Annotated in this window: 22 protein-coding genes; 8 read left to right on the forward strand and 14 right to left on the reverse strand. The window is 69.7% G+C overall.

The window, feature by feature from the left end; all coding sequences use genetic code 11:
- The first annotated feature begins 106 nt into the window (after positions 1 to 106).
- The 7 genes from AB5I40_RS22825 to AB5I40_RS22855 all read left to right on the forward strand — a co-directional run bounded on the left by AB5I40_RS22825 (position 107) and on the right by AB5I40_RS22855 (position 7,885).
- Complete coding sequence (locus AB5I40_RS22825) at positions 107 to 595, forward strand: hypothetical protein (protein WP_370932159.1); 489 nt, start codon at positions 107 to 109, stop codon at positions 593 to 595.
- A 4-nt stretch (positions 596 to 599) separates the two neighbouring features.
- Positions 600 to 1,199, forward strand: coding sequence for a DUF3558 family protein (locus tag AB5I40_RS22830; RefSeq protein WP_370932160.1), 600 nt, complete (start codon positions 600 to 602; stop codon positions 1,197 to 1,199).
- Positions 1,196 to 2,497: a hypothetical protein gene (locus tag AB5I40_RS22835; protein ID WP_370932161.1), complete on the forward strand. Its 1,302-nt coding sequence runs from the start codon at positions 1,196 to 1,198 to the stop codon at positions 2,495 to 2,497. Before AB5I40_RS22830 ends, AB5I40_RS22835 begins: the two co-directional genes overlap by 4 nt.
- A 3-nt stretch (positions 2,498 to 2,500) precedes the next feature.
- On the forward strand, positions 2,501 to 3,247 hold the full coding sequence (locus tag AB5I40_RS22840) for an ESX secretion-associated protein EspG (RefSeq protein WP_370932162.1): 747 nt from the start codon (positions 2,501 to 2,503) through the stop codon (positions 3,245 to 3,247).
- Positions 3,248 to 3,356: 109 nt separating this feature from the next.
- Positions 3,357 to 4,778: an acyl-CoA synthetase gene (locus AB5I40_RS22845; RefSeq protein WP_370932163.1), complete on the forward strand. Its 1,422-nt coding sequence runs from the start codon at positions 3,357 to 3,359 to the stop codon at positions 4,776 to 4,778.
- Positions 4,775 to 6,091 (forward strand): carboxyl transferase domain-containing protein, encoded by a 1,317-nt coding sequence (locus AB5I40_RS22850; RefSeq protein ID WP_370932164.1) that lies wholly within the window; start codon positions 4,775 to 4,777, stop codon positions 6,089 to 6,091. Before AB5I40_RS22845 ends, AB5I40_RS22850 begins: the two co-directional genes overlap by 4 nt.
- Before the next feature lie 390 nt (positions 6,092 to 6,481).
- A complete protein-coding gene (locus AB5I40_RS22855) occupies positions 6,482 to 7,885 on the forward strand; it encodes an MFS transporter (protein WP_370932165.1) in 1,404 nt (467 codons plus the stop codon).
- Positions 7,886 to 7,953: 68 nt separating this feature from the next.
- Here the strand turns inward: AB5I40_RS22855 and tsaE are convergent, their stop codons facing one another.
- The 8 genes from tsaE to glmS form a co-directional block, all read right to left on the reverse strand.
- Positions 7,954 to 8,409, reverse strand: coding sequence for a tRNA (adenosine(37)-N6)-threonylcarbamoyltransferase complex ATPase subunit type 1 TsaE (gene tsaE / locus AB5I40_RS22860; RefSeq protein ID WP_370932166.1), 456 nt, complete (start codon positions 8,407 to 8,409; stop codon positions 7,954 to 7,956).
- Entirely contained in the window at positions 8,406 to 9,494 is a 1,089-nt protein-coding gene (locus AB5I40_RS22865; RefSeq protein ID WP_370932167.1) for an alpha/beta fold hydrolase, read from the reverse strand. The genes tsaE and AB5I40_RS22865 overlap by 4 nt, the downstream gene beginning before the upstream one ends.
- Positions 9,491 to 10,612: an alanine racemase gene (alr, locus tag AB5I40_RS22870; protein WP_370932168.1), complete on the reverse strand. Its 1,122-nt coding sequence runs from the start codon at positions 10,610 to 10,612 to the stop codon at positions 9,491 to 9,493. Before alr ends, AB5I40_RS22865 begins: the two co-directional genes overlap by 4 nt.
- A 29-nt stretch (positions 10,613 to 10,641) precedes the next feature.
- Complete coding sequence (locus AB5I40_RS22875) at positions 10,642 to 11,742, reverse strand: sn-glycerol-3-phosphate ABC transporter ATP-binding protein UgpC (protein WP_354748156.1); 1,101 nt, start codon at positions 11,740 to 11,742, stop codon at positions 10,642 to 10,644.
- 3 nt (positions 11,743 to 11,745) lie between these two features.
- Entirely contained in the window at positions 11,746 to 13,179 is a 1,434-nt protein-coding gene (gene xylB / locus AB5I40_RS22880) for a xylulokinase (RefSeq protein ID WP_370932169.1), read from the reverse strand.
- Complete coding sequence (locus AB5I40_RS22885; RefSeq protein ID WP_370932170.1) at positions 13,169 to 13,993, reverse strand: DeoR/GlpR family DNA-binding transcription regulator; 825 nt, start codon at positions 13,991 to 13,993, stop codon at positions 13,169 to 13,171. Before AB5I40_RS22885 ends, xylB begins: the two co-directional genes overlap by 11 nt.
- A 326-nt stretch (positions 13,994 to 14,319) precedes the next feature.
- Positions 14,320 to 15,765 (reverse strand): NAD(P)H-hydrate dehydratase, encoded by a 1,446-nt coding sequence (locus AB5I40_RS22890; protein WP_370932171.1) that lies wholly within the window; start codon positions 15,763 to 15,765, stop codon positions 14,320 to 14,322.
- Between the two features lie 11 nt (positions 15,766 to 15,776).
- Positions 15,777 to 17,639: a glutamine--fructose-6-phosphate transaminase (isomerizing) gene (glmS, locus tag AB5I40_RS22895; RefSeq protein ID WP_370932172.1), complete on the reverse strand. Its 1,863-nt coding sequence runs from the start codon at positions 17,637 to 17,639 to the stop codon at positions 15,777 to 15,779.
- A gap of 194 nt (positions 17,640 to 17,833) precedes the next feature.
- Here glmS and AB5I40_RS22900 point away from each other — a divergent pair, with 194 nt between their 5' ends.
- Complete coding sequence (locus AB5I40_RS22900) at positions 17,834 to 18,670, forward strand: dienelactone hydrolase family protein (protein WP_370932173.1); 837 nt, start codon at positions 17,834 to 17,836, stop codon at positions 18,668 to 18,670.
- A 14-nt stretch (positions 18,671 to 18,684) separates the two neighbouring features.
- On the opposite strand, the gene AB5I40_RS22905 is transcribed toward AB5I40_RS22900, so the two are convergent.
- The 6 genes from AB5I40_RS22905 to rplM form a co-directional block, all read right to left on the reverse strand.
- Complete coding sequence (locus AB5I40_RS22905) at positions 18,685 to 19,134, reverse strand: hypothetical protein (RefSeq protein ID WP_370932174.1); 450 nt, start codon at positions 19,132 to 19,134, stop codon at positions 18,685 to 18,687.
- Positions 19,131 to 21,812: a WXG100 family type VII secretion target gene (locus AB5I40_RS22910; protein WP_370932175.1), complete on the reverse strand. Its 2,682-nt coding sequence runs from the start codon at positions 21,810 to 21,812 to the stop codon at positions 19,131 to 19,133. The genes AB5I40_RS22905 and AB5I40_RS22910 overlap by 4 nt, the downstream gene beginning before the upstream one ends.
- Positions 21,812 to 22,126, reverse strand: a complete 315-nt coding sequence (locus AB5I40_RS22915; RefSeq protein WP_370932176.1) for a hypothetical protein — start codon at positions 22,124 to 22,126, stop codon at positions 21,812 to 21,814. The genes AB5I40_RS22910 and AB5I40_RS22915 overlap by 1 nt, the downstream gene beginning before the upstream one ends.
- 128 nt (positions 22,127 to 22,254) lie before the next feature.
- Positions 22,255 to 23,592 (reverse strand): phosphoglucosamine mutase, encoded by a 1,338-nt coding sequence (gene glmM, locus AB5I40_RS22920; RefSeq protein ID WP_370932177.1) that lies wholly within the window; start codon positions 23,590 to 23,592, stop codon positions 22,255 to 22,257.
- Between the two features lie 206 nt (positions 23,593 to 23,798).
- The gene (gene rpsI / locus AB5I40_RS22925; protein WP_037816243.1) at positions 23,799 to 24,287 is read right to left on the reverse strand and encodes a 30S ribosomal protein S9; all 489 of its coding nucleotides are present in this window, start codon (positions 24,285 to 24,287) and stop codon (positions 23,799 to 23,801) included.
- A gap of 11 nt (positions 24,288 to 24,298) precedes the next feature.
- Positions 24,299 to 24,751, reverse strand: a complete 453-nt coding sequence (gene rplM, locus AB5I40_RS22930; RefSeq protein WP_009072361.1) for a 50S ribosomal protein L13 — start codon at positions 24,749 to 24,751, stop codon at positions 24,299 to 24,301.
- Positions 24,752 to 24,774 lie beyond the last annotated feature (23 nt).

Consider the following 24,774-nt stretch of genomic DNA (forward strand, 5'->3'; position numbering starts at 1 on the left):
CCCGGCTTGGGGGATTTTGTCCACACGCGGAACCTCGACCGATTAAGCTCAGTCAAAGCGTCGGCAGTCGGAGACAGTGCCGCCGGGACCGAGGGGGAGCGTCATCGTGGGCAATGGGGAGTCGTCCAGCAGCCAGCCGGTGGACGGGCGCGCGGGGTACGTCGACCCGGAAGAGCAGGCCAAACGCGACCGCCAGGACAAGCAGTTCGGCGAAGCGATGAACTCCAACGGCGTGCGCGTCTACCAGCAGCGCGCGGCCGAGGACGCCAAGGTGAACGCCGCCGCGGCGGGTGGCGGGTTCAACATGGACATCGCGGCGATGAAGACCTTGCAACCGGAATGGCAGAGCATCGCCGACGGCCTGAACGGCATGATCAGGTCAGGTCGGCAGCTGCGCGCGGTAACGCCGCCGGCCAGCGACGATGGCAGCTCCCTGCAGAAGCGAGCAGCGGATATGCATGCCGACGCCTACCTCACGAGTCTTCAGCAACAGCAGACCTACGCGCAGGGTTATGCCGACCGGCTGAAAGAAGCCATCGGCAAGTACGAGAAGCAGGATCATGCCAACACGACCAGCATGAGCAAGCAAGGATGACCCGGTGACGAAGACCAGCCTCCGCGCCGCGGCGACAGCGATCCTGCTCCTCGCCCTGGCCGCCTGCACGTCCAATCCGGGTTCTCCCGCGCCGTCGACTCCGAGCGCGCCACCGGCGACGGCTTCGGGCGCGCCCGATGTTCCCCAGGTAGCCAACCCGCTCGACGTCGCCAAGTACGAGCAGGCACCATGTTCTCTGCTCACCCCGGCCCAGGCCGCGCAGGTCATCGAGTCGGTCCGCACCACCACCGACGCCGGAGCCGGAGCACCGATCTGCAGCTGGTACGGCCCGGACAACAGCAGCGTCGGCATCGGATTCGTCCCCAACGGCGGCGGACTCGCCAGCGCCTACCAGTACAAAGACAGCTCATCCGGATACTTCGAGAAAGCACCCGACACCGACGGCTACCCGACCGTGCTTTCCGGCCCCACCGACGACCGCAAAAAAGGCGGCTGCCAGGCCATCGTCGGCGTGAAGAACGACGAGACCTTCACCAGCTCGGTCATCCTCCGCGAATCCTCCCCGCATTACAGCGACCCGTGCGCATTGGCCATCACAGCGGCTACCGCAGCGATCAAGACGATCAAGACAGGTGCGCGATGACTAATTACACTCCGCAGCAAATCGTCGGCTTCGTCACAAGCGGCAAGGGCTCCGGCGGGATGTACACCGGGGCAGACCTGTCCTCGGATCTCTCCCGCCAGCACCAGGAAATCGCCGGCCGGATGCAGCAGCTGCAAGGCAAGATGAGCCAGTACTGGCAGGGAGATTCCGCCGGTCAGGCCTACGCCGGCGCGGGCCCGCTCGTGCAGGCGTCCCAGGTCAGCGGGCAGCATCTCCAGCAGGCGCAGGAGCTCTACCACGGCCAGGGCGGCTCGTTCCAGCAACTGCACAACAAGATCCAGGACATCGGCGACATCGGCGAGAAACCGGCAGGCGACTGGGTTTCCGGGACCCCTCTCTCGTTCCTCTCGAACCGGCAGCACGAGATTGACGACTGGAACCGGAAAGCGCAGGCGATCACCGAAAGCTACGACTCTTACCACCAGGAGTCGTCGGACAATTCGAGTCGCTGGGCGGACCCGTCCCAATACGGGCAGCTCGCGATGCCCTCCGCGGGCGGCGACTTCACCATCACGCAGCCCGGCAGCACCGGTACCGCTCATCTGCCCACGCACTACACCCCGGGCGGCCCCGGCGGCACCGCTGGCACGTACTCCGAGGGCGGCTACGTCGGCGGCGACAACAACACCAGCAGCACCGGCGGCAGCAACACCAGCCACCGCGATCACACGAACGATCGCACTGGGCCTCCCGGGGTGACGCCTCCTTCGGAGACTCACCGGTGGGATCCGGAGGTTCCGCCGCGCAACGGTCCGACGGATACGCCGGGCAAGTACCACCCGCCGCACAGCGATTTGCCGGATGACACTCGGACCTCTGGCTATGTTCCGCCGGATCTGACCAGCACCAGCAATCCCAACAACACCAGCAACCCCAACTCCTGGTCGTTCAACAGCAGCAACCCCAACACCGCCAACCCCAACGGCGGCAGCAGCGGTCTGTACACCCCGGGGCTCCCGGGAACTGGCAGCGGTTACTCGGGCAACCCAGGCAGCGGCAACCCCGGCAACAGCAACAGCGTCGGCCGAGGAGCGGGCACCGGTACCGGGCCGTTCGGTGGCAACGCCGAAGCCGCCGCCAGAGGTGGAGCAGCCGCCGGAGCCAACGGGCGTGCGGGGGCGCCGGGCATGGGTGCGGGTGCGATGGGTCGCGGGCAGAAGGGCGAGGGGGAAGACGACCTCGTCCACGAAACCGCCGACTACCTGGTCGAGCAGGACCCCGACGCGGCCCTCATCGGCGACCTTCCCAAGGCGGTTCCGCCGGTGATCGGGCTCTGACGGATGCTGGTGCTCGCCCGCGAGGTGGTGCTCCCTGCCGACTGTCTTCCCGTCGCGGCGGAGCTCGCCGGGGTTTCCCTGCCGGCGGCGCTCTCGCCCGACCCGCTTTGGCGCGACCCCGAGGAGACGCACGCGTATCGCGAAGCCGCGGTGAACGCCATGGCCGACCAGGGCGTCTGGGGGCGCGGCGGTCCGGACGAGACGTTCGTCCGGACCATGACCGTGTTGTGCCGCGGGGCCAGTGAGCTGTCGGCGACCGTCGAGAGCGGGCGGGATCGGCGGTATCGGCTGGTCGTCGCGGCAGTGAACAAAGACGCGGTGCTCGCGTGCCACATGCCGTCCACCGGCACTGTGGTGTTGCGGCCGGCCCGGCCGGAAGCGCTGGCGGAGGACTTGATCCGGGAGCTGCCGCGCGTTAAGCCCGCCCAGGGACAGGCGGTGTCGGTGCCGGAATCGGCGTTGAATCTGGCGATCGACGGCGGCCCGGCGCGGCAGGACGTGCGGCATTTGCTCGACGTCGCCGCGCTCCCCCGCGTCGGCGGCGGGCAGATCACGGCGGCCGCCCGGGACGGGCTTGGCGGGCGGCGGGTCAGCGGGCGCGACATCTGCACCTACTACGACACCGAGCACGGCCGCTACCTGTTCTCGTTCTCCGAAACCGCGGGCGGCGAGCGGTACGTGAACGTCGCCCCGGCCCGGCACGAAACGATGGTCGAACGCGTGCGCGCGCTGCTCGATAATCTCGCCTGAACCTGGGTACCCCTGACAATCAGGATCTGTGAATCGCGTCGCAGGTGGCCACCGCCACAAGGCGGTACGGTGCGGTTCCAGGTGCCGGTGACGCAGGAGGTCCGCGAAAGTGCCCGATCCGCTGTTCCCCGCAGTCGCCGCCGGATCCGGCAAGGAAGCGCTGCGTTTCGGAGACCGAAAACTCACCTACGCCGAGCTCGGCGCGGTCGCCGGGGCGCTGGCCGCTGAACTGCCCCGAGACCGCCGGGTCGCGGTGTGGGCGACGCCGACGCTGCACACCAGCGTCGCGGTGGTCGCCGCGCTGCTCGCCGGGGTTCCGGTGGTGCCGCTCAACCCCAAGATCGGCGAACGCGAACTCGGGCACATCCTCGCCGACAGCGAGCCAGCGCTGGTGCTCGCCGAACCCGGCGTCGAACTGCCCGCCGCGCTCGACCTGCCGCGTCGCGACATTCCCCTGGAAGGCAACGGGAAACCACCCGCCAGCGAGCCGGACGCCGAGGCCCCCGCGTTCATCGTCTACACCTCCGGCACGACCGGGCCGCCCAAGGGCGTTGTGCTGCCGCGCCGCTCGATCGCGACTACGCTCGACGCGCTCGAGGACGCTTGGCAGTGGACCGCTGACGACGTGCTCGTCCATGGGCTGCCGTTGTTCCACGTGCACGGCTTGATCCTGGGCATCCTCGGGCCGCTGCGCCGTGGCGGCTCGGTGCGTCACCTGGGGCGGTTCTCTCTCGAAGGCGTCACGGAAGAGCTCGCGAACGGCGCGACGATGCTGTTCGGCGTCCCGACGATGTATCACCGGATCGCCGAAGCGGTCGCGACCGACGAAGGCCTCGCCAACGCGCTCAAGTCCGCGCGGCTGCTGGTCTCCGGCTCGGCCGCGCTGCCGGTGCACGACCACCAGCGGATCACCGCCGCGACCGGGCAGCAGGTCGTGGAGCGCTACGGCATGACCGAAACGCTGATGAACACCAGTGTCCGCGCCGACGGCGAGCGCAAGCCGGGTTCGGTCGGCGTTCCGCTCGCCGGGGTCGACCTGCGGCTGGTCGACGAGTCCGGGGATCCAGTGCAAGAGCCGGACGCGGTCGGCGAGATCCAGGTCCGCGGGCCGAATCTGTTCACCGAATACCTCAACCGGCCGGACGCGACGGCCGCGGCGCTCGACGGCGGCTGGTTCCGCACCGGCGACATGGCCACCCGCGACCCCGACGGCTACGTCCGGATCGTCGGCCGCAAGGCCACCGACCTGATCAAGAGCGGCGGCTACAAGATCGGCGCGGGCGAGATCGAGAACGCGCTGCTGGAACACCCGAACGTCGCCGAGGTGGCGGTGACTGGCGAACCAGACGACGACCTCGGCGAGCGCATCGTCGCCTGGGTCGTGCCGGACGGCGAGCGCCCGGCGCTCGAAGACCTCGCCGATCACGTGTCGAAACTGCTCGCTCCGCACAAGCGGCCGCGCGTCGTGCGGTATCTGGATGCGTTGCCGCGCAACGACATGGGCAAAGTCATGAAGCGAGCGCTGGGATGAACGCTACCGCGCGCGAGCTGCTGGCCGCCGTCTCCGCCGGGTTCACCGACCTGTCGCTGGCGGACACTCCGGCGGACGATCCGCTCGGCTGGCCGGGATATCCGGAGGCCAGGGCGGCCGCCGCCGTGCGCACCGGTGAGGCCGAATCGGTCGTCGTCGGAGAGGCGAAGATCGGCGACGTACCCACGGTGCTGATCGCCTGGGAGTTCGGCTTCCTCGGCGGTTCGATCGGACAGCAGACTGGAGACCGCGTCGAAGCCGCTTTCGCCCACGCGAAGGAGCGTGGACTGCCGGTGGTGTCGCTGGTCGCGACTGGCGGCAGCCGGATGCAGCACGGCATGCGCGCGCTCTCCCAGCTCCAGCGAATCGCGCGCGCCTCGGCGGACGCGCGCGCGGCGGGTGTCCCGCAGATTTCCGTTCTGCGCAACCCATCCACCGGCGGCGGCTGGGCGACCCTCGGTGCCGGTTCGGACGTCGTGTTGGGACTGCCAGACGCGCAAGTGGGCTTCGCAGGCTCCCGCGTACGGCCTGCGACATCGCCTGCGGAGGCGTACACCGTCGAAGCGAAGCTGGAATGGGGTCAGGTCGACCGTCTCGTTGAGACAGACGAGCTGGGTGACGTACTCGCGCGGTGGCTACAGCTATTGGCTTCGCCGTCGACAGAACCCGCGCCCCCGCCTAACGCCCGTCGCGACGCCGCGCTGCCCGAAACCGGATGGGACGCGGTACGGACGGCGCGCGCTTCTTCGCGAGCGCGCGCACCCGAGTACCTCGACGCGTACTTCGACTGGCGAGAGAACGTACAAGGCGACCGCGCTGGTCACGTCGATGAAGGCGTCCAATGTGGCTTCGGCTGGCGAGAAGGCCGCGCGATCGCGTACGCAGCACAGTGCGGTACCGCGACCCGCCCGGCAGGCTTTCGCACCGCAGCACGGCTTATCCGGCTGGCGTCCCGGCTAGGGATTCCGGTGCTGACGCTTGTGGACACTCCCGGCGCGGCAAACGACGCGGAAGCGGAAGAAGGCGGGATCGGACCAGCGATCGCGGAGTTGTTCGAGGCGATCGCCACCGCCGCGGTGCCGGTGACGACACTCGTGATCGGCGAAGGCGGTTCCGGTGGCGCACTGGCTTTCGCCGCGCCAGGCACGACCTGGATCGCGCCGGACGCCTACTTCTCGGTCACTTCGCCGGAAGCGGCGGCGGCGATCCTGAAACGCCCGATGACCGACGTACCGGCCGTGACCGACCAGCTGCGGTTGCGCCCGCAGGATCTGGTCGGCCTCGGCCTGGCAGTCGGAATTGTGGAGCCCTAGAGACCTAGAGCTGCGAGAGTCCTAACGGGTCACGCCTCGACGGCGCGGACCCGCCACTTGCGCTGCGCGTAGGACGCAAGGGTCGCCGCGACAGCGACTCCCGCGGTTGCACAGCTTGCGATGGCCACGAATACTGCCGTCATTGCGGCTCCTCCTCACGGGGTGCGCACGCCGATGCCGTCGGCGAATCCGGGTGATCCGCTGGCCGACGTGTGCGAGTTGATGGGGTTGAACAGGTATCTACCTGCTATAACGCATGGTCCCCGCTACGCGTTACCTGCGCTACCCCCGTGCGGGAGTGAGACGTATCACGTTACGCTTTGGATCGCTCGCGGTAGGTGATGTCGGGGGCTCTGCGCAGTGAGTCCTGGAAAACGCGAAAGGAGCGATGTGACAGAGGCAGCAGACGGGAGGGGGCCGTCGGGCGGCGCCACGGTCACGGACGACGCGACGATGCGCCGGGCGGTCGGCGCGGCCGCGGTCGGCAACATCACCGAGTGGTTCGATTTCGGGGTCTACGGCTACCTCTCCACCACCATCGAGGCACAGTTCTTCCCGCCCGGCAATCCCGCGCTGGCCCAGCTCGCGACGTTCGCGACCTTCGCGGTGGCGTTCCTGGTGCGTCCGCTCGGCGGCCTGTTCTTCGGTCCGCTCGGCGACAAGATCGGCCGGACCAAGGTGCTCGCGGTGACGGTGATCCTGATGGCGACCGGCACCTTCCTCATCGGACTGATCCCGTCGTACTCCTCGATCGGGCTGGCCGCGCCGATCCTGCTGGTGTGCGCGCGGGTCCTGCAGGGCTTCTCGACCGGCGGCGAATACGCGGGCGCGATGACGTTCATCGCCGAGTACAGCCCGGACCGCCGCCGCGGCTACTTCGGCAGCTTCCTGGAGTTCGGCACCTTCATCGGGTACGCGCTGGGCGCGACCGTCTCGTCGGTGCTCCCGCTGGTTTCGACGCCGGCCTTCATGGACACCTGGGGCTGGCGGATCCCGTTCATGGTGGCGCTGCCGCTCGGCATCGTCGGGGTTTACCTGCGGACGAAGCTCGAGGAGACGCCCGCGTTCCAGCAGCTGCTCGACGAATCGGGCAAGCGCGAGGACGCCGAGGCCAAGCACGTGGTCCGCACGATCTTCGCGAAGTACTGGCCGACGATGCTGCTGGCCGGCGGGCTCGTGGTGACCTGGAACGTCACCAACTACATGCTCACCAGCTACATGCCGACCTATCTCAAGGACGACCGCACGATGTCCGAGAACGGCGGGCAGGCGATCTCGGCCACCGCGGCGGAGTGGCTGCAGATCGGCGTGCTGTGGCTGGGCGTGCTGCTGATCCCGTTCCTCGGCAAGCTCAGCGACCGCTACGGCCGCAAGCCGATTCTGTGGGTCGGCGCGGGCGGGCTGATCGTGCTCGGCCTTCCGATGGTGCTGCTGCTCAAGAGCGGATCGCTGATCTCGGTGCTGCTCGGCCTGGTCCTGATGGGACTGCTGCTGATCTGCTTCTCCTCGACCTGCCCGTCCACGCTGCCCGCGCTGTTCCCGACCGAGGTCCGGTACGGCGGGTTGTCGATTTCGTTCAACATCTTCGTATCGGCGTTCGCCGGGACGGTGTCGCTGGTGATGAGCGCCCTGGTGCTGGCCACGGGGGATCTCAAGTGGCCTGGGTATTACCTGATGATCGCTGGTGTGGTCGGCGTGCTGACGCTGCTGAAGCTGAAGGAGACGGCGCGGAAGCCGTTGCCTGGCTCGGCTCCGTCGCTGTCCGCCAGCGAGGAAGCCACCGCCGGGCGGTAATCGCCTAACGAGCCGTGGAAGGGCCCCTTGAAGGAATCTGATTCCCTCAAGGGGCCCTTCACGGACGGTCAGGCCGCTTTCAGCTCGTCGACCCGGCTCGTCCAGGAGCCGTGCGGTTCCAGCACGACAGTCCGGGTGTCGTCGTCGTGGCGGGTCAGCCGGACGACCAGGTGGTCCTCCGACAGCCGCTCCGCGCTGCCCTCTCCCCATTCGACGACCACCGCCGACGATTCCAGGTCGGTGTCCAGGTCGAGGTCGTCCAGCTGGGACAGATCCCCGCCGAGCCGGTACGCGTCCACGTGGATCAACGGGACCCCGGCCGCGCCCGCAGCGTGCACTCGCGCCAGCACGAACGTCGGCGAGCTGACCCGGCCGCCGACGCCGAGGCCGTCCGCGATGCCGCGGGTCAGCGTCGTCTTTCCGGCCCCTAGCGGACCGTCCAGCAGCACCAGATCGCCCGCGCGCAGGGCCGCGCCCAGCGTCCGCCCGAAGGCCATCGTGTCCTCGGGGGTTTCCAGAATCACCTTGTCCACCACCAGTTTCGCCGGTTCGGCGCGGCGCTGCCACCACAGCGCTGCAGCAGGTCGATGAGATGGCTGTTCACCAGCTCGGGCTGTTCGAGCTGCACCATGTGCCCGGCTCCGCGCACGCGCACCAGCTCGGCGTCCGGCAGCTCGGCGGCGATCCGCTCGGCGTGCGCGAACGGCGTGAACCGGTCCGAGTCGCCGCCGATGACCAGCACCTGTGCGTGTTTCAGCCCGGCCAGCACAGCGTAGCGATTGTGGCTGCCGAGGGTATCGACGAAGTTGAGCAGCCCGCGCACCGGCGTGACAGCCAGCATTTCCAGCATGAAGTCGACCAGGCGCGGCGAGACGTCGCGGCTGCCGAACGCGAGCCGCCGCACTGCCTGCCGAGTGAGCTGACCGCCCGCCGCGCGGACGAACTCCACCAACCCGGGTTGCCATCCGGCCAGCTCGCCGACGCCGCGCGTGAGCGGGTTGTACTTGGACAGCAACGGCCTCGGCAATCCGCGCGCGCCGACTTCGCCCGCTGCGGTCGCGATGAAGGCGACGCCGCATACGCGGTCCTCGAAGAGGTCTGGCCGTTGCGCGGCCAGCTCCATGATCACCATGCCGCCCATGGAATGTCCCATGAGGACAATCGGTCCTTCGGGCACCATCGCGCGCAGCACGCTGTCGAGGTCGTGCGCGAGCTGTTCGATCGTCGACGTCTCAGCGGACGCTTCTCCGGACAGACCGTGGCCGCGATGGTCGAAGTAGACCTGCCGTACGCGGGGCAGTCGCAGCGAAGCGACGTCGCGACGCTGGAAGTGCCACGAGCGCCGCGAAAGCGCGAAGCCGTGTACGCCGACGAGAGTCAGCTCTGGCTTCTCGCCGTCCTCAGGGTCGATCTCCTCGACCGACAGCGGCGTGCCGTCTTCAGCGGCGACAGTGGACGTACGGTCCGGCTTCAGCTCGCCCAGCGGCTCGTCGGCGAAGGGGTCTTCGGTCGGTTTGCGTTGCTGCGTCGCGACAACTGCCGCTGCCGCCCCCGTGACCACCGCTCCGACTCCGCCGACGATCGCCCACAGCCGCGCCGAAGGAGTCACGCCCGCTCCCCCACGTACCGGCGCTGTACGCGCGGCCGGTACATCGAGGTGACGATCTCGTAGTCGATGGTGCCGAGCTTGTCCGCCCATTCGCGCGCGGTCGGCTCGCCGGAGCGGCCGGATCCGAAAAGCACGACCTCGTCGCCGACGCGCGGCACGTCCTCGTTGCCGACGTTCACCACGAGCTGGTCCATGCAGACCCGCCCGACGACCGGCCGCCGCCGCCCGCCCAGCCAGACGTCCATCCGGCCGGACAGCGTGCGCGGCACCCCGTCGGCGTACCCGGCGGGCACGAGCGCGAGCGTGGTGTCCTCCGGCGCGGTCCAGGTGTGGCCGTAGGAGACGGATTCGCCGGCGGCCAGCGGCTTCGTGAGGACCACACTGGAGCGGAACGTCATCGCCGGGCACAGGTCGTCGTCGGTCGGCACCGGGTTGAGGCCGTACATCGCGATGCCCGGACGGACCAGGTCGAAGTGCAGGTCGGGCCGGGTGAGCGTGGCCGCGGAGTTGGCCAGGTGCCGGATCGGGTCGAGCCCGGCGGCGCGGGCCGCGTCGTACGCCTCAGCGAACAGCTTCGCCTGCGCGTCGATCGACGCGTGGCCCAACTCGTCGGCGCAGGCCAGGTGCGACCAGATGGCCACTACCTCGACGCCGCGCGCCTTGGCCGCCGCCTCGACCAGCGCCGGCCAGTCGGGGGGCGGGCAGCCGTTGCGCGACAGGCCGGTGTCGATTTTGAGGTGCACACGAGCGCGTTTTCCGGCGCGCTCCGCGGCGGCGTCGACCCGGGCCAGCTCACCGAGGGAGCTGACGCCGAGGTCGATGTCCGCCTCGATGCCGGGCGCGAAATCCAGCTCCGGCACGTCCAGCCAGCTGAACAGCCGAACCGACAGCCCGGCGGCCCGCAGGTCGAGGGCCTCCTGCAGCGAGCAGGTGCCGAGCCAGGTGGCCCCGGCTTCGACAGCGGCGCGGCCGACTGGCACCGCGCCGTGGCCGTACGCGTCGGCTTTGACCACGCACATCACGGCCGCACCGGGTGCCCGGGCGGCCAGCAAGGAAACGTTGTGGCGCACAGCGCCGAGATCGACCACGGTCTCGGCGTGCGGAGAACTGGCAGTCATAACGACTGCCAGTTTCCCACGTCATCGGCTCAGGAGAGACGCTGCCCGGACGTGCCGGAGAACACGTGCAGTTCGTCCGGACGGATCCGCAGGTGCAGGGTGTCGCCCATGCGGGGCGGCGTACGCGGGTCGACGCGCGCGACCACATTGCGTGACGCTCCCTCAGCGGACTCCTCGACGCCGGCGCCGAGCTTGCCGTAGACGTATGCGTCCGAGCCCAGCTCCTCGACCAGTTCGACCTTGATCGGCAACGTGCCGTCGGTGTCGGTGGTGGCTTCCAGCGACTCGGGGCGGAAACCGATGGTGACCGTGTCGCCGTCGGCCGCGGAACGGACCTCGGGCTTGAGCGGCACCTGCACGCCGCCGACCTCGGCGCCGTCCGCGGTGAGCTTCGCGGCGACCAGGTTCATCGCCGGGGAGCCGATGAAGCCCGCGACGAAGACGTTCTCGGGCCGGTCGTACAGCGCGCGCGGGGTGTCGCACTGCTGCAGCAGACCGTCCGACAGCACCGCGACGCGGTCACCCATCGTCATGGCCTCGACCTGGTCGTGGGTCACGTACACGGTGGTGACGCCGAGGCGGCGCTGCAGCGCGGCGATCTGCGTACGGGTCGAAACCCGCAGCTTCGCGTCGAGGTTCGACAGCGGCTCGTCCATGAGGAACACCTGCGGCTCGCGCACGATCGCGCGGCCCATCGCGACGCGCTGACGCTGACCGCCTGAGAGCGCCTTCGGCTTGCGGTCCAGGTACTGCTCGATGTCCAGCAGCTTCGCCGCGTCGAGCACCTTCTGCTTGATCTCCGACGCGGGCCGCCCGGCGATCTTCAGCGCGAAGCCCATGTTCTGCGCGACCGTCATGTGCGGGTACAGCGCGTAGTTCTGGAACACCATCGCGATGTCGCGCGAACGCGGCGGCAGCTGCGTGACGTCGCGGTCGCCGATCCAGACCGCGCCCTCGTCGATGTCCTCCAGGCCCGCGAGCATCCGCAGCGCGGTGGACTTGCCCGAACCCGACGGCCCGACCAGCACGAGGAACTCGCCGTCGGCGATTTCCAGGTCCAGCGCGTCGACGGCGGGACGCTCAGTCCCGGAGTAGCGCCGGGTCGCCTTGTCGTAGGTGATGCTGGCCATCGGTCAGTCCTCTCCCAATTTCGCGGAAACCCCGTGCGCGGCCTCGCGCGCCTCGAGGTGGCGTTGCTGGATCTCGATGCCCGCGGCGCGCAGTGCCCCGGCGGGTTCGTCCAAAACGAGCTGGTTCTCGGTCCCGTGCCACACGGGCGGTTCGGCGGTGCCCGCGAGCGCCCAGGCGGCCTGCCGAGCGGCACCCAGCGCGACGTACTCGCCGACCTCGGGAATCACCACGGGCAGGCCGAGCACGATCGGCGCGATCGCGCGCACCGCGGCGGACTGCGCGCCGCCGCCGATGAGCAGCACGCGCTTCACGGCCATGCCCTGCGCGCGCACCGCGTCGAGCCCGGCGGCCAACCCGCAGACCATGCCCTCGACGGTCGCCCGGGCGACATTCTCCGGCGTCATGTTCGCCCTGGTCAGCCCGTGCAGCGAACCGGTCGCGCCGGGCAGGTTCGGAGTGCGCTCGCCGTCGAGGTACGGCAACAGCGTGAGCCCGCCCGCGCCCGGTTCGGCGGACAGCGCGAGCCGGTCGAATTCGGCCAGGTCGACGCCGAGCATCGCCGCGCCCGCGGTGAGCACGCGAGCAGCGTTGAGGGCGGCGGTCAGCGGGAGGAAGCGGCCGGTGGCGTCGGCGAATCCGGCGACCAGGCCGCTCGCGTCGGCCGCGCCGGTCTCGGTGACGCCGAAAACCGTGCCGCTGGTGCCGATCGAGATCACCGCGTCGCCCGGAGCCAGTCCGAGGGCGAGCGCGGCGGCCATGTTGTCGCCGGTGCCCGCGGAGACGAGCATGCCGTCGCTGGTGTGCCCGGCGACGTCGGACGGTCCGAGCACCATCGGCAGATCCGGGGTGCGACCGCCGAACGCGTGCGCGAGGACGTCAGGGCGATAAGTGTTGTCTGTCGGCGAGAAGTAGCCGGTGCCGGAGGCGTCGCCGCGGTCGGTCACCGCGGTTTCCGGGCGGCCGAGCAGCCGCCAGGTGAGCCAGTCGTGCGGCAGCAGAACGCGCGCGACGCGATCGGCGTTCTCCGGCTCGTGCTCGGCGAGCCAGCGGAGCTTGGTGACGGTGAAGCTCGCGACCGGCACCAGCCCGACCGACTTCGCCCACACGCCGGGTCCGCCCAGCTCTTCGGTCAGGTCTTTGGCCGCCTGCGCGGAGCGGGTGTCGTTCCACAGCAATGCCGGACGGACTACCTCGCCTGCCTCGTCGAGCGTGACCATGCCGTGCTGCTGACCGCCGACGCCGATGGCCTTCACGCCGTCGAGGACGTCGCGAGTGGCGTCCGCAAACGCTTGCGCCCACGCTGCGGGGTCGACCTCGGTGCCGTCCGGATGCGGCGCGCGACCGGTGCGCACGACCTCGCCCGTGCGCGCGTCGCAGACCACGACCTTGGTCGACTGGGTCGACGAATCGACCCCGGCCACCAGCTCAGCTGTCATAGGGCTGCCCCTCCTCGACGTACTCCGCGGCCTCGACCGCCGTTCCCTCGTTCAGCGCGGCCTCGATTTCCTCAGTCGGAGTGGCTTCGCTGGTGATCAGGAGGTCGTAATCGCCGACGGTGCCGTGCGCGTACGTCGCGGTGCGGCCGAACTTCGAGTGGTCGAGCACCAGCACATTGCGGTTCGCGGCGCGCAGCACGGCCTTCTTCAGTTCGGCGTAGTCGCGGACCGGGTGGAACAGCCTGCCCACCGCGACCGCGCTCACCGAGACGAACGCGATGTCCACGCGAATGCGCTCGAGCAGCGCGAGCACGTCGGGGCCGGAGCAGGAGTCGTACTCGGGGTCGTAATGCCCGCCCGCCAGGACCACGTCGACGCCGGTGCCCAGCAGTCGCGCAGCCTGCAGCGAGTTGGTGATCACGGTGAGGCGTTCGAGCTGAGCCAGCCGCTCGACCAGCGGGAACAGCGTGGTGGAGTCGTCCACGAACACGGTCTGGCCGGGCTCGACCTGCTGAATCGCGAGGTCGGCGAGGGCTTCCTTCTCGGCCGAGTGCAACGTGAACCGGCTGGCGGTCTCCATGGTGAGCGCCGGATACGCCTCGACCTTGCCGCGCAGCTTCCGCAACAGCCGCTTGTCGGCGAGGTCGTCGAGGTCGCGGTGCATCGTCATGAGGCTGACGCCGAACCGGGCGGTGAGGTCGTCGATGCGGACTTCGCCCTGGTCAATGACGTAGTCGAGGATCTCCTGGCGCCGCTGCTCCACCGCGGCGTCGGACGGGCGCGTCTTCGGCCGTCCTGGCGTGTCTCGACTCACATCTCGTTCTTACCAGATATCGCGAGCCGAGTTAACACGTAACTCGATAACTCCTGGGTCACCTTCGAAGCGCCCCCGTGGGTCTTCTCAGCTGCGTGCGGGGTGCCCGCCCTCGTTGCCAGGCCTGGCGCGCGCTGGTCACGGAGGTCGAGGTACGCAGCTTGTCTCGCCAGGAGGTGGACCGCGCCCCCTGGCCGACAACACTGCCACGAACCCGCCCCCACACCGCACTGAGAAACCCCAATGCCACATTGGGCGCGTTAGATGCACCCAATGTGGCGTTCGGTGCGTCAGATGCACCCAACGCCACATTGGGGAAGCTCTGGTCAGCGGGCGGTCGCGCGAACCAATCGGAGCGCGGCGGGGATGGCGTCGACCAGACCGGACGCCGACGTTGGCACCTCCTCGGCAGCGAGCGCGCCCGCCAGCGAATGCACCTGCGCGGCGGCCGCGGCGGCCAGCCACGGGTCGAGTCCGGCGGCAAGCAGCGAGCCGACCAGACCGGTCAGCACGTCGCCGGAGCCAGCGGTGGCCAGCCACGAACCGCGCGGGGTGTTCACCGCGACGCGGCCGTCCGGAGCGGCGACGACTGTGCAGTGGCCTTTCAGCAGCACAACGGCGTCGTACTTCTTCGCCGCCTCCCGCGCGGCCGCGACTCGATCCGCGCCGGGGCGGCGGCCCATCAGGCGTTCGTATTCGCCAGCGTGCGGGGTGAGCACGAGCGGAGTGTCCGGGTCTCGGGCGTCGAGGACTTCGGGGGTGTGCGCGATGAGCGTGGTGGCGTCGGCGTCCGCGCACACCGGGACGCCCTGGCCGAGGATGTGCCGCAGGATTTCCCGGCCTTCGCCGCCGGTGCCGATGCCCGGCCCGACGACCCACGCCTGCACCCGGCCCGCGTCGGTGACCGAGCCGGTCGCGACGATCTCCGGCCAGCGCGAGCGCACGACGTCCGCGGCGTGCCCGGCGTAGCGGACCATGCCCGCCGTCGCGCGGACCGCGGAACCGGACGCGAGCACCGCCGCCCCGGGATAGGTCGCCGATCCGGCCGCGATGCCGACGACTCCTTGGGTGTATTTGTCGTCTTCGGGGCCGGGAATCGGCCAGGCCTCGGCGACGTCGGCGAGGTCCAGACGCTGCAGATCCGGCTCGTCCAGCCACGGCCGAAGGCCGATGTCCACCAGCACGACCTCGCCGCATTCCTCCGGAGCCAGCACGTGCACCGGCTTCAGCGCGCCGAACGTGACCGTGCGCGCGGCGGTGACATGCGGGCCGTCGACCGCGCCGGTGTCCGGGTCAACGCCGCTTGGCAGATCCACCGCCACCACCGGCGCTTCGATCTGCGCGACCAGCTCGGCTGCTTCGGGACGCAGTGGGCCACGGGCGGAAATGCCGACGATGCCGTCCACGACGACGTCCGCCCGTTTGATCCACTGTGGACTGTCCGCAATGGACACAACGCGGCCGCCGGATCGCCGCAGGGCAGCCAATCCGACCGGGTGCGCCTTCTCCGGCTTCAGCAGTACAGCAGCCACCGCGACCCCGCGCCGACGCAGGAAAGCGCCAGCCCACAACGCATCGCCGCCGTTGTTGCCCGAGCCGACCAGCAGCACGACCCGCCGACCGGAGACGCCGCCGGTGTCCTCGGCCAGCAACCCAGCCACCTCGGCGGCGAGGCCGAAGGAGGCCCGGCGCATCAGCTCGCCGTCCGGCGTGCGCGCGAGCAGCAGGTCTTCCGCCGCGCGAATCCGTTCTGTAGTCCAGATTCCTTGCACGGCGGCTCCCGCTACTCGACAGTGACGGACTTCGCCAGGTTACGCGGCTTGTCGATGTCGTACCCGCGGGAGCTGGCGATCTCCGCGGCCAGCACCTGCAGCGGAACGGTCGAAACCAGCGGTTGCAGCAGCGTCGGCACCGCGGGCACCTCGATGAGTTCGTCGGCGAACGGGCGCACGGTCTCGTCGCCCTCCTCGGCGATCACGATCGTGCGCGCGCCCCGCGCCTGGATTTCGCTGATGTTCGACACCAGCTTCGAGTGCAGCACCGCGCGGCCCTTCGGCGACGGCATCACGACGACGACCGGCAGGCCCTCTTCGATCAGCGCGATCGGACCGTGCTTCAGCTCGCCCGCCGCGAAGCCCTCCGCGTGCATGTACGCGAGTTCCTTCAGCTTCAGCGCGCCCTCCAGCGCCACGGGGAACCCGACGTGGCGGCCGAGGAACAGCACTGCGCGCGAGTCGGAAATCCGCCGCGCGATCTCGCGCGTCTGGTCCACAGTGGACAGCACCTTCTGCACCGCGGCCGGCATCGCTTCGAGCTCCGCGAACTCGCGGGCGACCTCGTCCGGGTACTTGGTGCCGCGCGCCTGCGCCAGCGCGAGGCCGACGAGGTAGTTCGCGGCGATCTGCGCGAGGAACGCCTTGGTCGACGCGACGCCGATCTCCGGCCCGGCGTGCGTGTACAGCACCGCGTCGGACTCGCGCGGGATCTGCGCGCCGTTGGTGTTGCAGACCGCCAGGACGCGGGCCTTCTGCTCGCGCGCGTGCCGCACGGCTTCGAGGGTGTCCGCGGTCTCGCCGGACTGGGAGACGGCGACGACGAGCGTGTCGCGGTCGAGAACCGGGTCGCGGTAGCGGAACTCCGACGCCAGCTCCACCTCGACCGGCAGGCGGCACCAGTGCTCGATGGCGTACTTCGCGACGAGGCCGGAGTGATACGCCGAACCGCAGGCGATGACGAAGACCTTGTCGACGTCGCGCAGGTCCTGGTCGGAGATGCGCTGCTCGTCGAGGATGATCCGGCCGGCCTCGAAGTGCCCGCGCAGCGTGTTCGCCAGCGCCTCCGGCTGCTCCTCGATCTCCTTGAGCATGAAGTACTCGTGGCCGCCCTTTTCGGCGGCCGACAGGTCCCAGTCGACGGTGAACGGCTTGGCCTGCGCGGCGTCGCCGTGGAAGTCGGTGACCTCGTAGCCGTCGCGGGTGATGACGACCAGCTGGTCCTGGCCCAGCTCGACGGCCTCGCGGGTGTGCTCGATGAACGCGGCGACGTCGGAAGCGACGAAGTGCTCGCCCTCGCCGACCCCGACCACCAGCGGCGACGACCGGCGCGCGGCGACGATCGTGTCCGGCTCGTCCGCGTGCGTCACGACGAGCGTGAACGCGCCCTCCAGGCGGCGGCACACCGCGGCGACGCTGGCCGGCAGGTCGCCCTTGGTGTCGCCCTCGGAGTAAGCGAGGGAAACTAGGTGCGCGGCGGTCTCAGTGTCGGTGTCGCTGGCCATCTCGATGCCCGCGGCCTCGAGCTCGCCGCGCAGCGCGGCGAAGTTCTCGATGATCCCGTTGTGCACCACGGCCACGCGACCGGTGGTGTCCCGGTGCGGGTGCGAGTTCCGGTCGATCGGGGCCCCGTGCGTGGCCCAGCGGGTGTGGCCCATGCCCGCGGTGCCCGCGAACGCGTCGCGGCCGACCTCGTCGAGCCGGGCCTCCAGGTTGGCCAGACGGCCGGCTTTGCGCTCGACGGTCAGCGCGCCGGCACCGTCCAGCACCGCCACGCCAGCCGAGTCGTAGCCCCGGTATTCCATGCGGCGGAGCCCACCGAGCACGACGTCCAGAGCCGGGCGGTGTCCGACGTATCCCACGATTCCACACACGCGAACTAGCGTAACGAGACAAGTCCAGTCCCCTACTCCGGTCCCTCGACCGGGGTTTTCAGTGCCGCTGAGCTGGGCGAGCGACCTCCCGGACAACGCCTGACCGGGTGTCGGCGCAGTCCGGCGGCGGACCCCTAAACCGATCTGGGTGGCGCACCGGGCCGGGGCGGGGCACGGGCAGTAAGGTCACGCGCATGGCCAGCAAGCCCAAGCAGCTGCTCACGGAGCTGTCCCACCCGGGACCCCACGAGGTTTTGCGCGGCAACCTCGCCCTGGTCGGACTGCCCGGCGTCGTGTTCACCCCGCGCCAAGGCCTTGGCCTGCCCGCCATCGCGTTCGGGCACGGCTGGATGCAGCCGGCCACGCGCTACCGGCAGCTCCTGCACCACCTCGCGAGCTGGGGCGTAGTCGCCGCGGCCCCCGCGACCCAGCTGGGCCCGCTCCCGTCGCACCGCCTCCTGGCCGGCGACCTGCTGACAACGCTCGACGTCATCACCACGGTCCGCCTAGGCCCGGACGGCATCAGCGTCGACCCGGAGAAACTGGGCCTGGCAGGCCACTCCACCGGCGGCGGTTCGGCAGTGCTCGCAGCCGCCCAGTCCGCCGGAGCAGGCGACGAAGCGCGCCCGAGGGTCCGCGCGGTGGCGACTGTCGCCGCGGCTCAGACGTTCCCGGCCGCTACGGAAGCCGCGAAGGTGATTAGCGCCCCTGGCCTGCACCTGGCCGTGGACGGCGACCTGGTGGCCCCGGCGGTCGGCCATGCGGACGCGATCGCCCAGGCTTGGGGCGGCCCGGTGCAGCTGCGGACGCTGGCGAAGTCGTCCCATCTCGCGGTGACCGAGGGCCGGCACTGGAGCCAGCTGCTGCTGCAGGGCAAACCGCAGCGGGCGACTCAGCAGCTTGCGAAGGCGCTGTTTACTGCGTTCTTTCTCACGCATTTGACGGGTACGGACAAGTACCTGCCGCTGCTGGACGCGGATGTGAAGCGCGCGCCGATCGAGGTTCCTGAGGACGAGGAACCGGCTGCCTGATCAGCCGGTTCGGCTCAGGTAGCCAGCCAGTCGGTGTGCGTGTAGTCGTCCTCGTCGTGGTGCACGCCACGCCGATGCCGCCCCGACGCCGGAGCAGCCGTAGGCGGCACCGGAGCCGGCGGAGGCGTGCCCGGCCGCTCCGGAGCGGGCTCGGCAGGCACGTAGCCGGCGCGACGTTCCTTCTCCGCCTCGTCGTCCTCAAAGCCGAAGCTGACCTCGCCCTTGGGCTTGTCGCCGACCGTCGACTCCATCACCCAGCCGCCGGCCTTCGCCGCACGACGAGCGCTCTCCTGCACGCGGACGATCACCTGGCCGACCGTGCGCAGCTGCTTGTCGCTGGCCTCTTTGCTTTCCTTGAGGTCTTTCCGGACCCGGCTGCCGATCAACGCGAGCCGTTCCTCCGCCTCGCGTTCGATCTGAGCCATCTTGTGGCGGAACCCCGCCCCCAGGTCTTCGCCGCTCACCGCGTCCCTCCCCCGCTGTCCCGGCCAGGCTGATCGTCGTCGAGCAACGAACCGCTGATCCGGTTCGAGCTGGACTGCGAACCGAAAAGACCGCCGTCGACACGGTACGCGCTCGACGAACGCTCCTGCTCTCCTCCGCCGCCCGGTGCGTTGCCGAGGCCGCCCATCATCCCGCCGCCCATCATGGCCGGGGTGCCGGAGCCGCTCGCTTCGTGATGCACGGGCGCGGTGCCGAGCTGCGAGGTGTCGGTCGGCGGACCGTCGCCTGCCGAGGCCGCCATCGGGTCGCCGATGTCGCCGAGACCGACGTGCGGAACGGCGCCGATTCCTGGGTCGGAGGAGAACGGGTCGAGCACGGACTGGGCACTCGTCGAGTCGTCCGGTCCCGCCGCGGCCGCGGCCGCCGCTGGCTCGTGCGTCGCGGGCAGTTCGTGGGAGGGCGGTTGGCCGGAGATGACCTGGTGTTCCTGCGCCGCTGGCTGGCCGGGGACGGCTTGGTGGCCTTGCGCGGCAACCTGATCCGGGACTTGGTGGCCTTGCGCGGCAACCTGATCGGGGACAGCCTGGTTGGCCGCAGCGGCGACCGGCTGGCCCGCTGCCGCCGCCGTGTCCGGCACTGGCGTGCCGGGCGGTGTCGGGGCGCCCGGCGTGGCCTGCCCGCCTACTGCCGAAGCCGCAGCGGCTCCACCACCGCCGGTTCCCCCGTTGTGGTTGCTGGGGTTCAGCGCACCGTCGTCGCCGAGGGTGTACTTCGTCGGATGGCCGGAGCCGTCGTCGATGGTCACGACCGTCGGGCCGTCGGCTCCGGACGGCCGCTCGGCCACGATCGACAGCTTGCCGTCCTGGATGTGGATCTTGCCGTCCGGACCCGGCTGGTACTTCTGCCCGGATCCTTGCGTGCCCTCGTGCCCCTGCGCCCCGTCGTGGCTCTTCGCGGCGTCCTGGGCCGGGGTTCCGTCGTGCCCCTGGCCAGTCCCCTGCGGACCGAACCCGCTCGCCGGGTCCGGATGCTGGCCCGGCACCGGAGTCCCTGGCGGCGTCGCACCGGGCTTCGCCTGGTCGCCGAAGTCGAGGTCGTAGGTCTTCTGCTTGCCCGTGCCGTCGTCGACGCTGATCCCCATGTGCCCGTCCTTGCCGGGTTCGGACATGGAGATCTTGTGGCCGTCGTGCTCGACGGTCATCGTCTCGGGCTCTTCGGGCTTGAGCGCCGCGCCCGTCTTCGGGTCGATCGGATACGGCTGCCCGGTCTTCGGATCGACCTCGAGCGGCTGGTGAGTGACCGGGTTGAGGCCCTCGGCCGGCTGCGGCTGAGTCTGCGGCGTTTCCGGCATCTTGGGCGTCTGCGCCGCGGCCGGGGTCGGCCCGGAGCCGCCGGTGCTCGGCATCCCCGAGTCCTTGCCGCCACCACCCGAGGACGACGGCGTGGTCTGCTGGCCGCCGCCCCCGTCCTGCTGCTTCCCGCCGCCCTGGTCAGCGGGCTTCGCCGACGTGGTGAAGAGATCCTCGCGGGCCTTGCCCAGCGACGCGCCCAGCTCGTTCCACACCTGGTCGACGCTCGTCCGCGTGTGCTCGCAGACCTGCTGCCAGTTGGTGACGTGCTTGTCCATGAACCCGCAGAACCCGGCGAGCCACTTCTTGGCCCACTCCTGCCCGGCGTCCTTCGTCTCGTCGTTCAGATCGCAGCTATCGTGGTCGATCTTGTCCTTCATGTCCTGAGGCATCAGGCGAACGAAGTGCTTGAAGTCGTCGTCGCTCGCGTTCCGGCCCATCTCGGCGACGCGGATCAGCCGATCGATGTCGCCGGGCGAGAAGTCGCCCTTGTTGGGGTACTCGGTGATGTAGTAATCCTGCAGCCACTGGCATTTCGCCCGGATCAGCTTGGCGATCGAGGCGATGCTGCGGTCGATCAGGCCCGCACCGTCCTTCAGGGTCTGCTCGACGGCCTTCGTGCCGTCGGTGATCCCCTTCCAGGACTGCTGAGCCGAATCCCGCGCGTTGCCCGACCAGTTGGCGAACACTGTCGCCATCCGATTGTCCTGGTCCGCCGCCGCGTCCACAATGGACGCATTGACGTCCGTCAATTCCTTGGCAGCAGCCTTGAATTTGTCGAACGGGATGTCCCGCTGCTCGTCGAACGGGTCGCCGACATGCGGCTGGAACGGATGGTCCGGCAGGTTCTGCGCGACGAGACCACGGGCGCGGCTGTAGAGCGGCAGCAGGTTCCGGAACGGCTGCAGGCCCGAGACACCGAGGTCGAGAATCTCGTTCGAGTTCGCGACACCAGGATCCGTGTCAGTGTTCTTGGCGCCCTGGTCTTTCAGCTTCTGCTTGTCGCCGTCGACCGCCTGCTGCTGCTTGTCCTGCGCCGCCTTCGCGCCCTTGTCGGCTTGGTCCTTCGCCTTGCCGTACCAGTCGTAGACATCGCTTTCGCTCGACCACTCCCAGTCCATGTCTCCTTCGGAGATGGACAGCTTGTCCTTGTAGTAGTCGCGCCAATGGTTGCGGTCGTCGTCGCTCTGGAAGCCGTAGCTCTGCGCTTCGCCGTCGTCGTTTTCGTCCTCGACGTAATCGAAGTAGCGAAGCGCCAGACCCCGTTTGGTGTTGCTGTCGATGCTGGGGTCGTTCATCAACTGCTGGAACTCTTGGAAAGTCGGGAAGTTCCCGCTGCGCTTGGACATCAGCGCTTGCCGCTCTTCGTGATGGAGTCCGAGCTGTGCGCCTCGTTGGACGTGTACTTCTTGCTCGCCGACCCGAGGTTGTTCCCGAAGTCCTCAGACGCCTTCACGTAGCTGTCGACGCACTTGCCGACCGCCTCGATTCCGGTCTTGTACAGCTGGAACGAGCCGTGGTGTTTCCGCCCGAAGTCCGCTTCGGTGATCTGCAGCTGCTTCAACGCGGGCAGCGTCGTCTGCAGCCGGTCCTTCGCCGCGTCCCGTACGAATCCGCCCGCCGTCTCCAGCATCTGCGGATCGACATTCTGCCGATTCCCCACGCTCGCCCCTCCTCGACTGCCCAGTGCTTCCGGACCTTGGACGCACAAAAGCCGTCGGCGGTGCCGGACACTCGTCTACGGAATGTACCCGGAGAGTGACGAGGAGCGCAGCGATTCGGGCAGTTCGGTCAGGAGACCGCGGACACGACCCCAGCCAGCCGATCCGCCGCTGCCTGAGCCGTGGCGTGGGCCGGAGCCTCGACCATCACCCGCACCAGTTGCTCAGTGCCGGAAGGGCGCAGCAAAACCCGCCCTTCCTCGCCGAGTTCGGCTTCGACCTCGCCTACCGCGTCGCGGACTTCGGAGGACCCGGCCACCGCGGCCTTGTCCGCCACCGGGACGTTGACCAGCACCTGCGGAAGCCGGTTCATCACCGCGGACAGTTCCGCCAAGGGCTTGCCCGTCGCGGCCATCCGGGCCATCAGGCGCATCGCCGTCAGCAGGCCGTCGCCGGTAGTGGCGTGGGCGGGGAGGACTACGTGGCCGGACTGTTCGCCGCCAAGGGCCAGGCCCGACGCGCGCAGTTCCTCCAGCACGTAGCGGTCACCCACCGCAGTCGTGACGACCGTGATGCCGTGTGCCTTCATCGCCAGGTGCAGGCCGAGGTTGCTCATCACGGTCGCGACCAGGGTGTCCTTGACCAGCGCGCCTTCTTCGGCCAGCGCCAGTGCCAGGACCGCCATGATCTGGTCGCCGTCCACCAGTTCGCCGGCGGCGTCGACGGCCACGCAGCGGTCGGCGTCGCCGTCGTGGCCGATGCCGAGGTCGGCACCGTGTTCGACGACTGCCGCGCGCAGCAAATCAGGGTGGTTCGAGCCACAGCTGTCGTTGATGTTGATGCCGTCCGGCTCTGCGTGCAGCGCCACGACCTCGGCGCCGGCCCGGCGGTACGCCTCCGGGGCGGCCGCGGACGACGCACCGTTCGCGCAATCCACCACGACCTTCAGGCCGGTCAGCGGGTGCGGCGTCGCGGCGACCAGGTGCTCGATGTACTTGTCGAGCGCGTCCGGGACGTCAGTCACCCGGCCGACGCCGTCGCCGGTCGGGCGGGTGATGCCGGTCGCGTCGAGGCCGGATTCGATCTCGTCCTCGATGCTGTCCGGCAGCTTGTGCCCGCCGGCGGCGAAGAGCTTGATGCCGTTGTCCGGCATGGGGTTGTGCGAGGCGGAGATCATCACGCCGAGGTCCGCTTCGAGCGCGCCCACGAGGTACGCGACGGCGGGGGTCGGGAGCACGCCGAGCCGCAGGACGTCCGCACCGGCTGACGCGAGGCCCGCCACCACGGCGGCCTCCAGCATCTCGCCGCTGGCGCGCGGATCGCGGCCCACCACGGCCACCGGGCGGTGCGAACGGTCGTGCGCCGCCAGCACCCGGGCGGCGCTCGCCGCGACCGACAGAGCCAGCTCCGGGGACAGGTCGGCATTGGCCAGACCGCGTACCCCGTCGGTGCCGAACAGTCGAGCCATTTCGACCTCCTTGTCTTGATTCAGCGGCCTCGGGGCGCGCCGGGCCTCGACAAACCTAGCGCCGGGCCCGGCAGGGGTGATCCCCTGCCCTACCCCAAGACAGTCGTGCCAGTGGCGAAGAACGCATCACCAGGCCCGGAAAACGCCGGAAGCGCCCATCCGATGGACGGATGGGCGCTTCCAGGGTTGCGCCAGAGTGCTGAATATCAGCGCTTGGAGTACTGCGGGGCCTTGCGGGCCTTCTTGAGGCCGTACTTCTTCCGCTCCGTGGCGCGCGCGTCACGGGTCAGGAAGCCGGCCTTCTTCAGGGCCGGGCGGTCGTCGGCGTCAACCTCGACCAGCGCACGGGCGATGGCGAGACGCAGCGCGCCCGCCTGGCCCGAGATCCCGCCGCCCTTGAGGTTGGCGAAGATGTCGAAGGAGTCCGGCTTCTCGACGGTGACGAGCGGCTCCTTGATGAGCTGCTGGTGCACCTTGTTCGGGAAGTACTGCTCAAGCGACTTGCCGTTGAGCTTGAACTCACCGGTACCCGGCACGACGCGGACGCGGACCACGGCCTCCTTGCGGCGGCCGACCGTCTGCGCGTTGCCACCGGCGGCACGCGACGGGCGCGGGGCGGCGGCGGACTCGCTGGTCGCCACGGCCTCGGCGGGGGTCTCGGTCGAAGCGACGACCTCGGTCTCGGTGCTGGTCAACTGTTCCTCACTCACTGCGCGACCTGCGCGATCTTGGTGATCTCGCGCGCCTGCGGCTGCTGCGCGGCGTGCGGGTGCTGCGGGCCGGCGTACACCTTCAGCTTCTTGGCCATGGCGCGGCCGAGCTTGTTCTTCGGCAGCATGCCCTTGACCACCTTCTCAACGAGGTGCTCGGGCTTGGTGTCGAGCAGCTCGCCGAAGGAGCGCTTCCGCAGACCGCCGGGGTAGCCGCTGTGCCGGTACGCGAACTTCTGCTCGCGCTTGTTACCGGTGAGAGCGACCTTCTCGGCGTTGACGATGATGACGAAGTCACCGGTGTCCACGTGCGGGGCGTAGGTCGGCTTGTGCTTGCCGCGCAGCAGCGTGGCGACCTCGGTCGCGAGCCGTCCGAGCACGACATCCTCGGCGTCGATCACGTGCCAGGCACGAGTGACGTCGCCGGGCTTGGGGCTGTACGTGGGCAAGGGTCTACCTCGTCGTCATTGCG

Origin of the sequence: Amycolatopsis sp. cg13, from assembly GCF_041346965.1 — a bacterium.
Lineage (GTDB): Bacteria > Actinomycetota > Actinomycetes > Mycobacteriales > Pseudonocardiaceae > Amycolatopsis.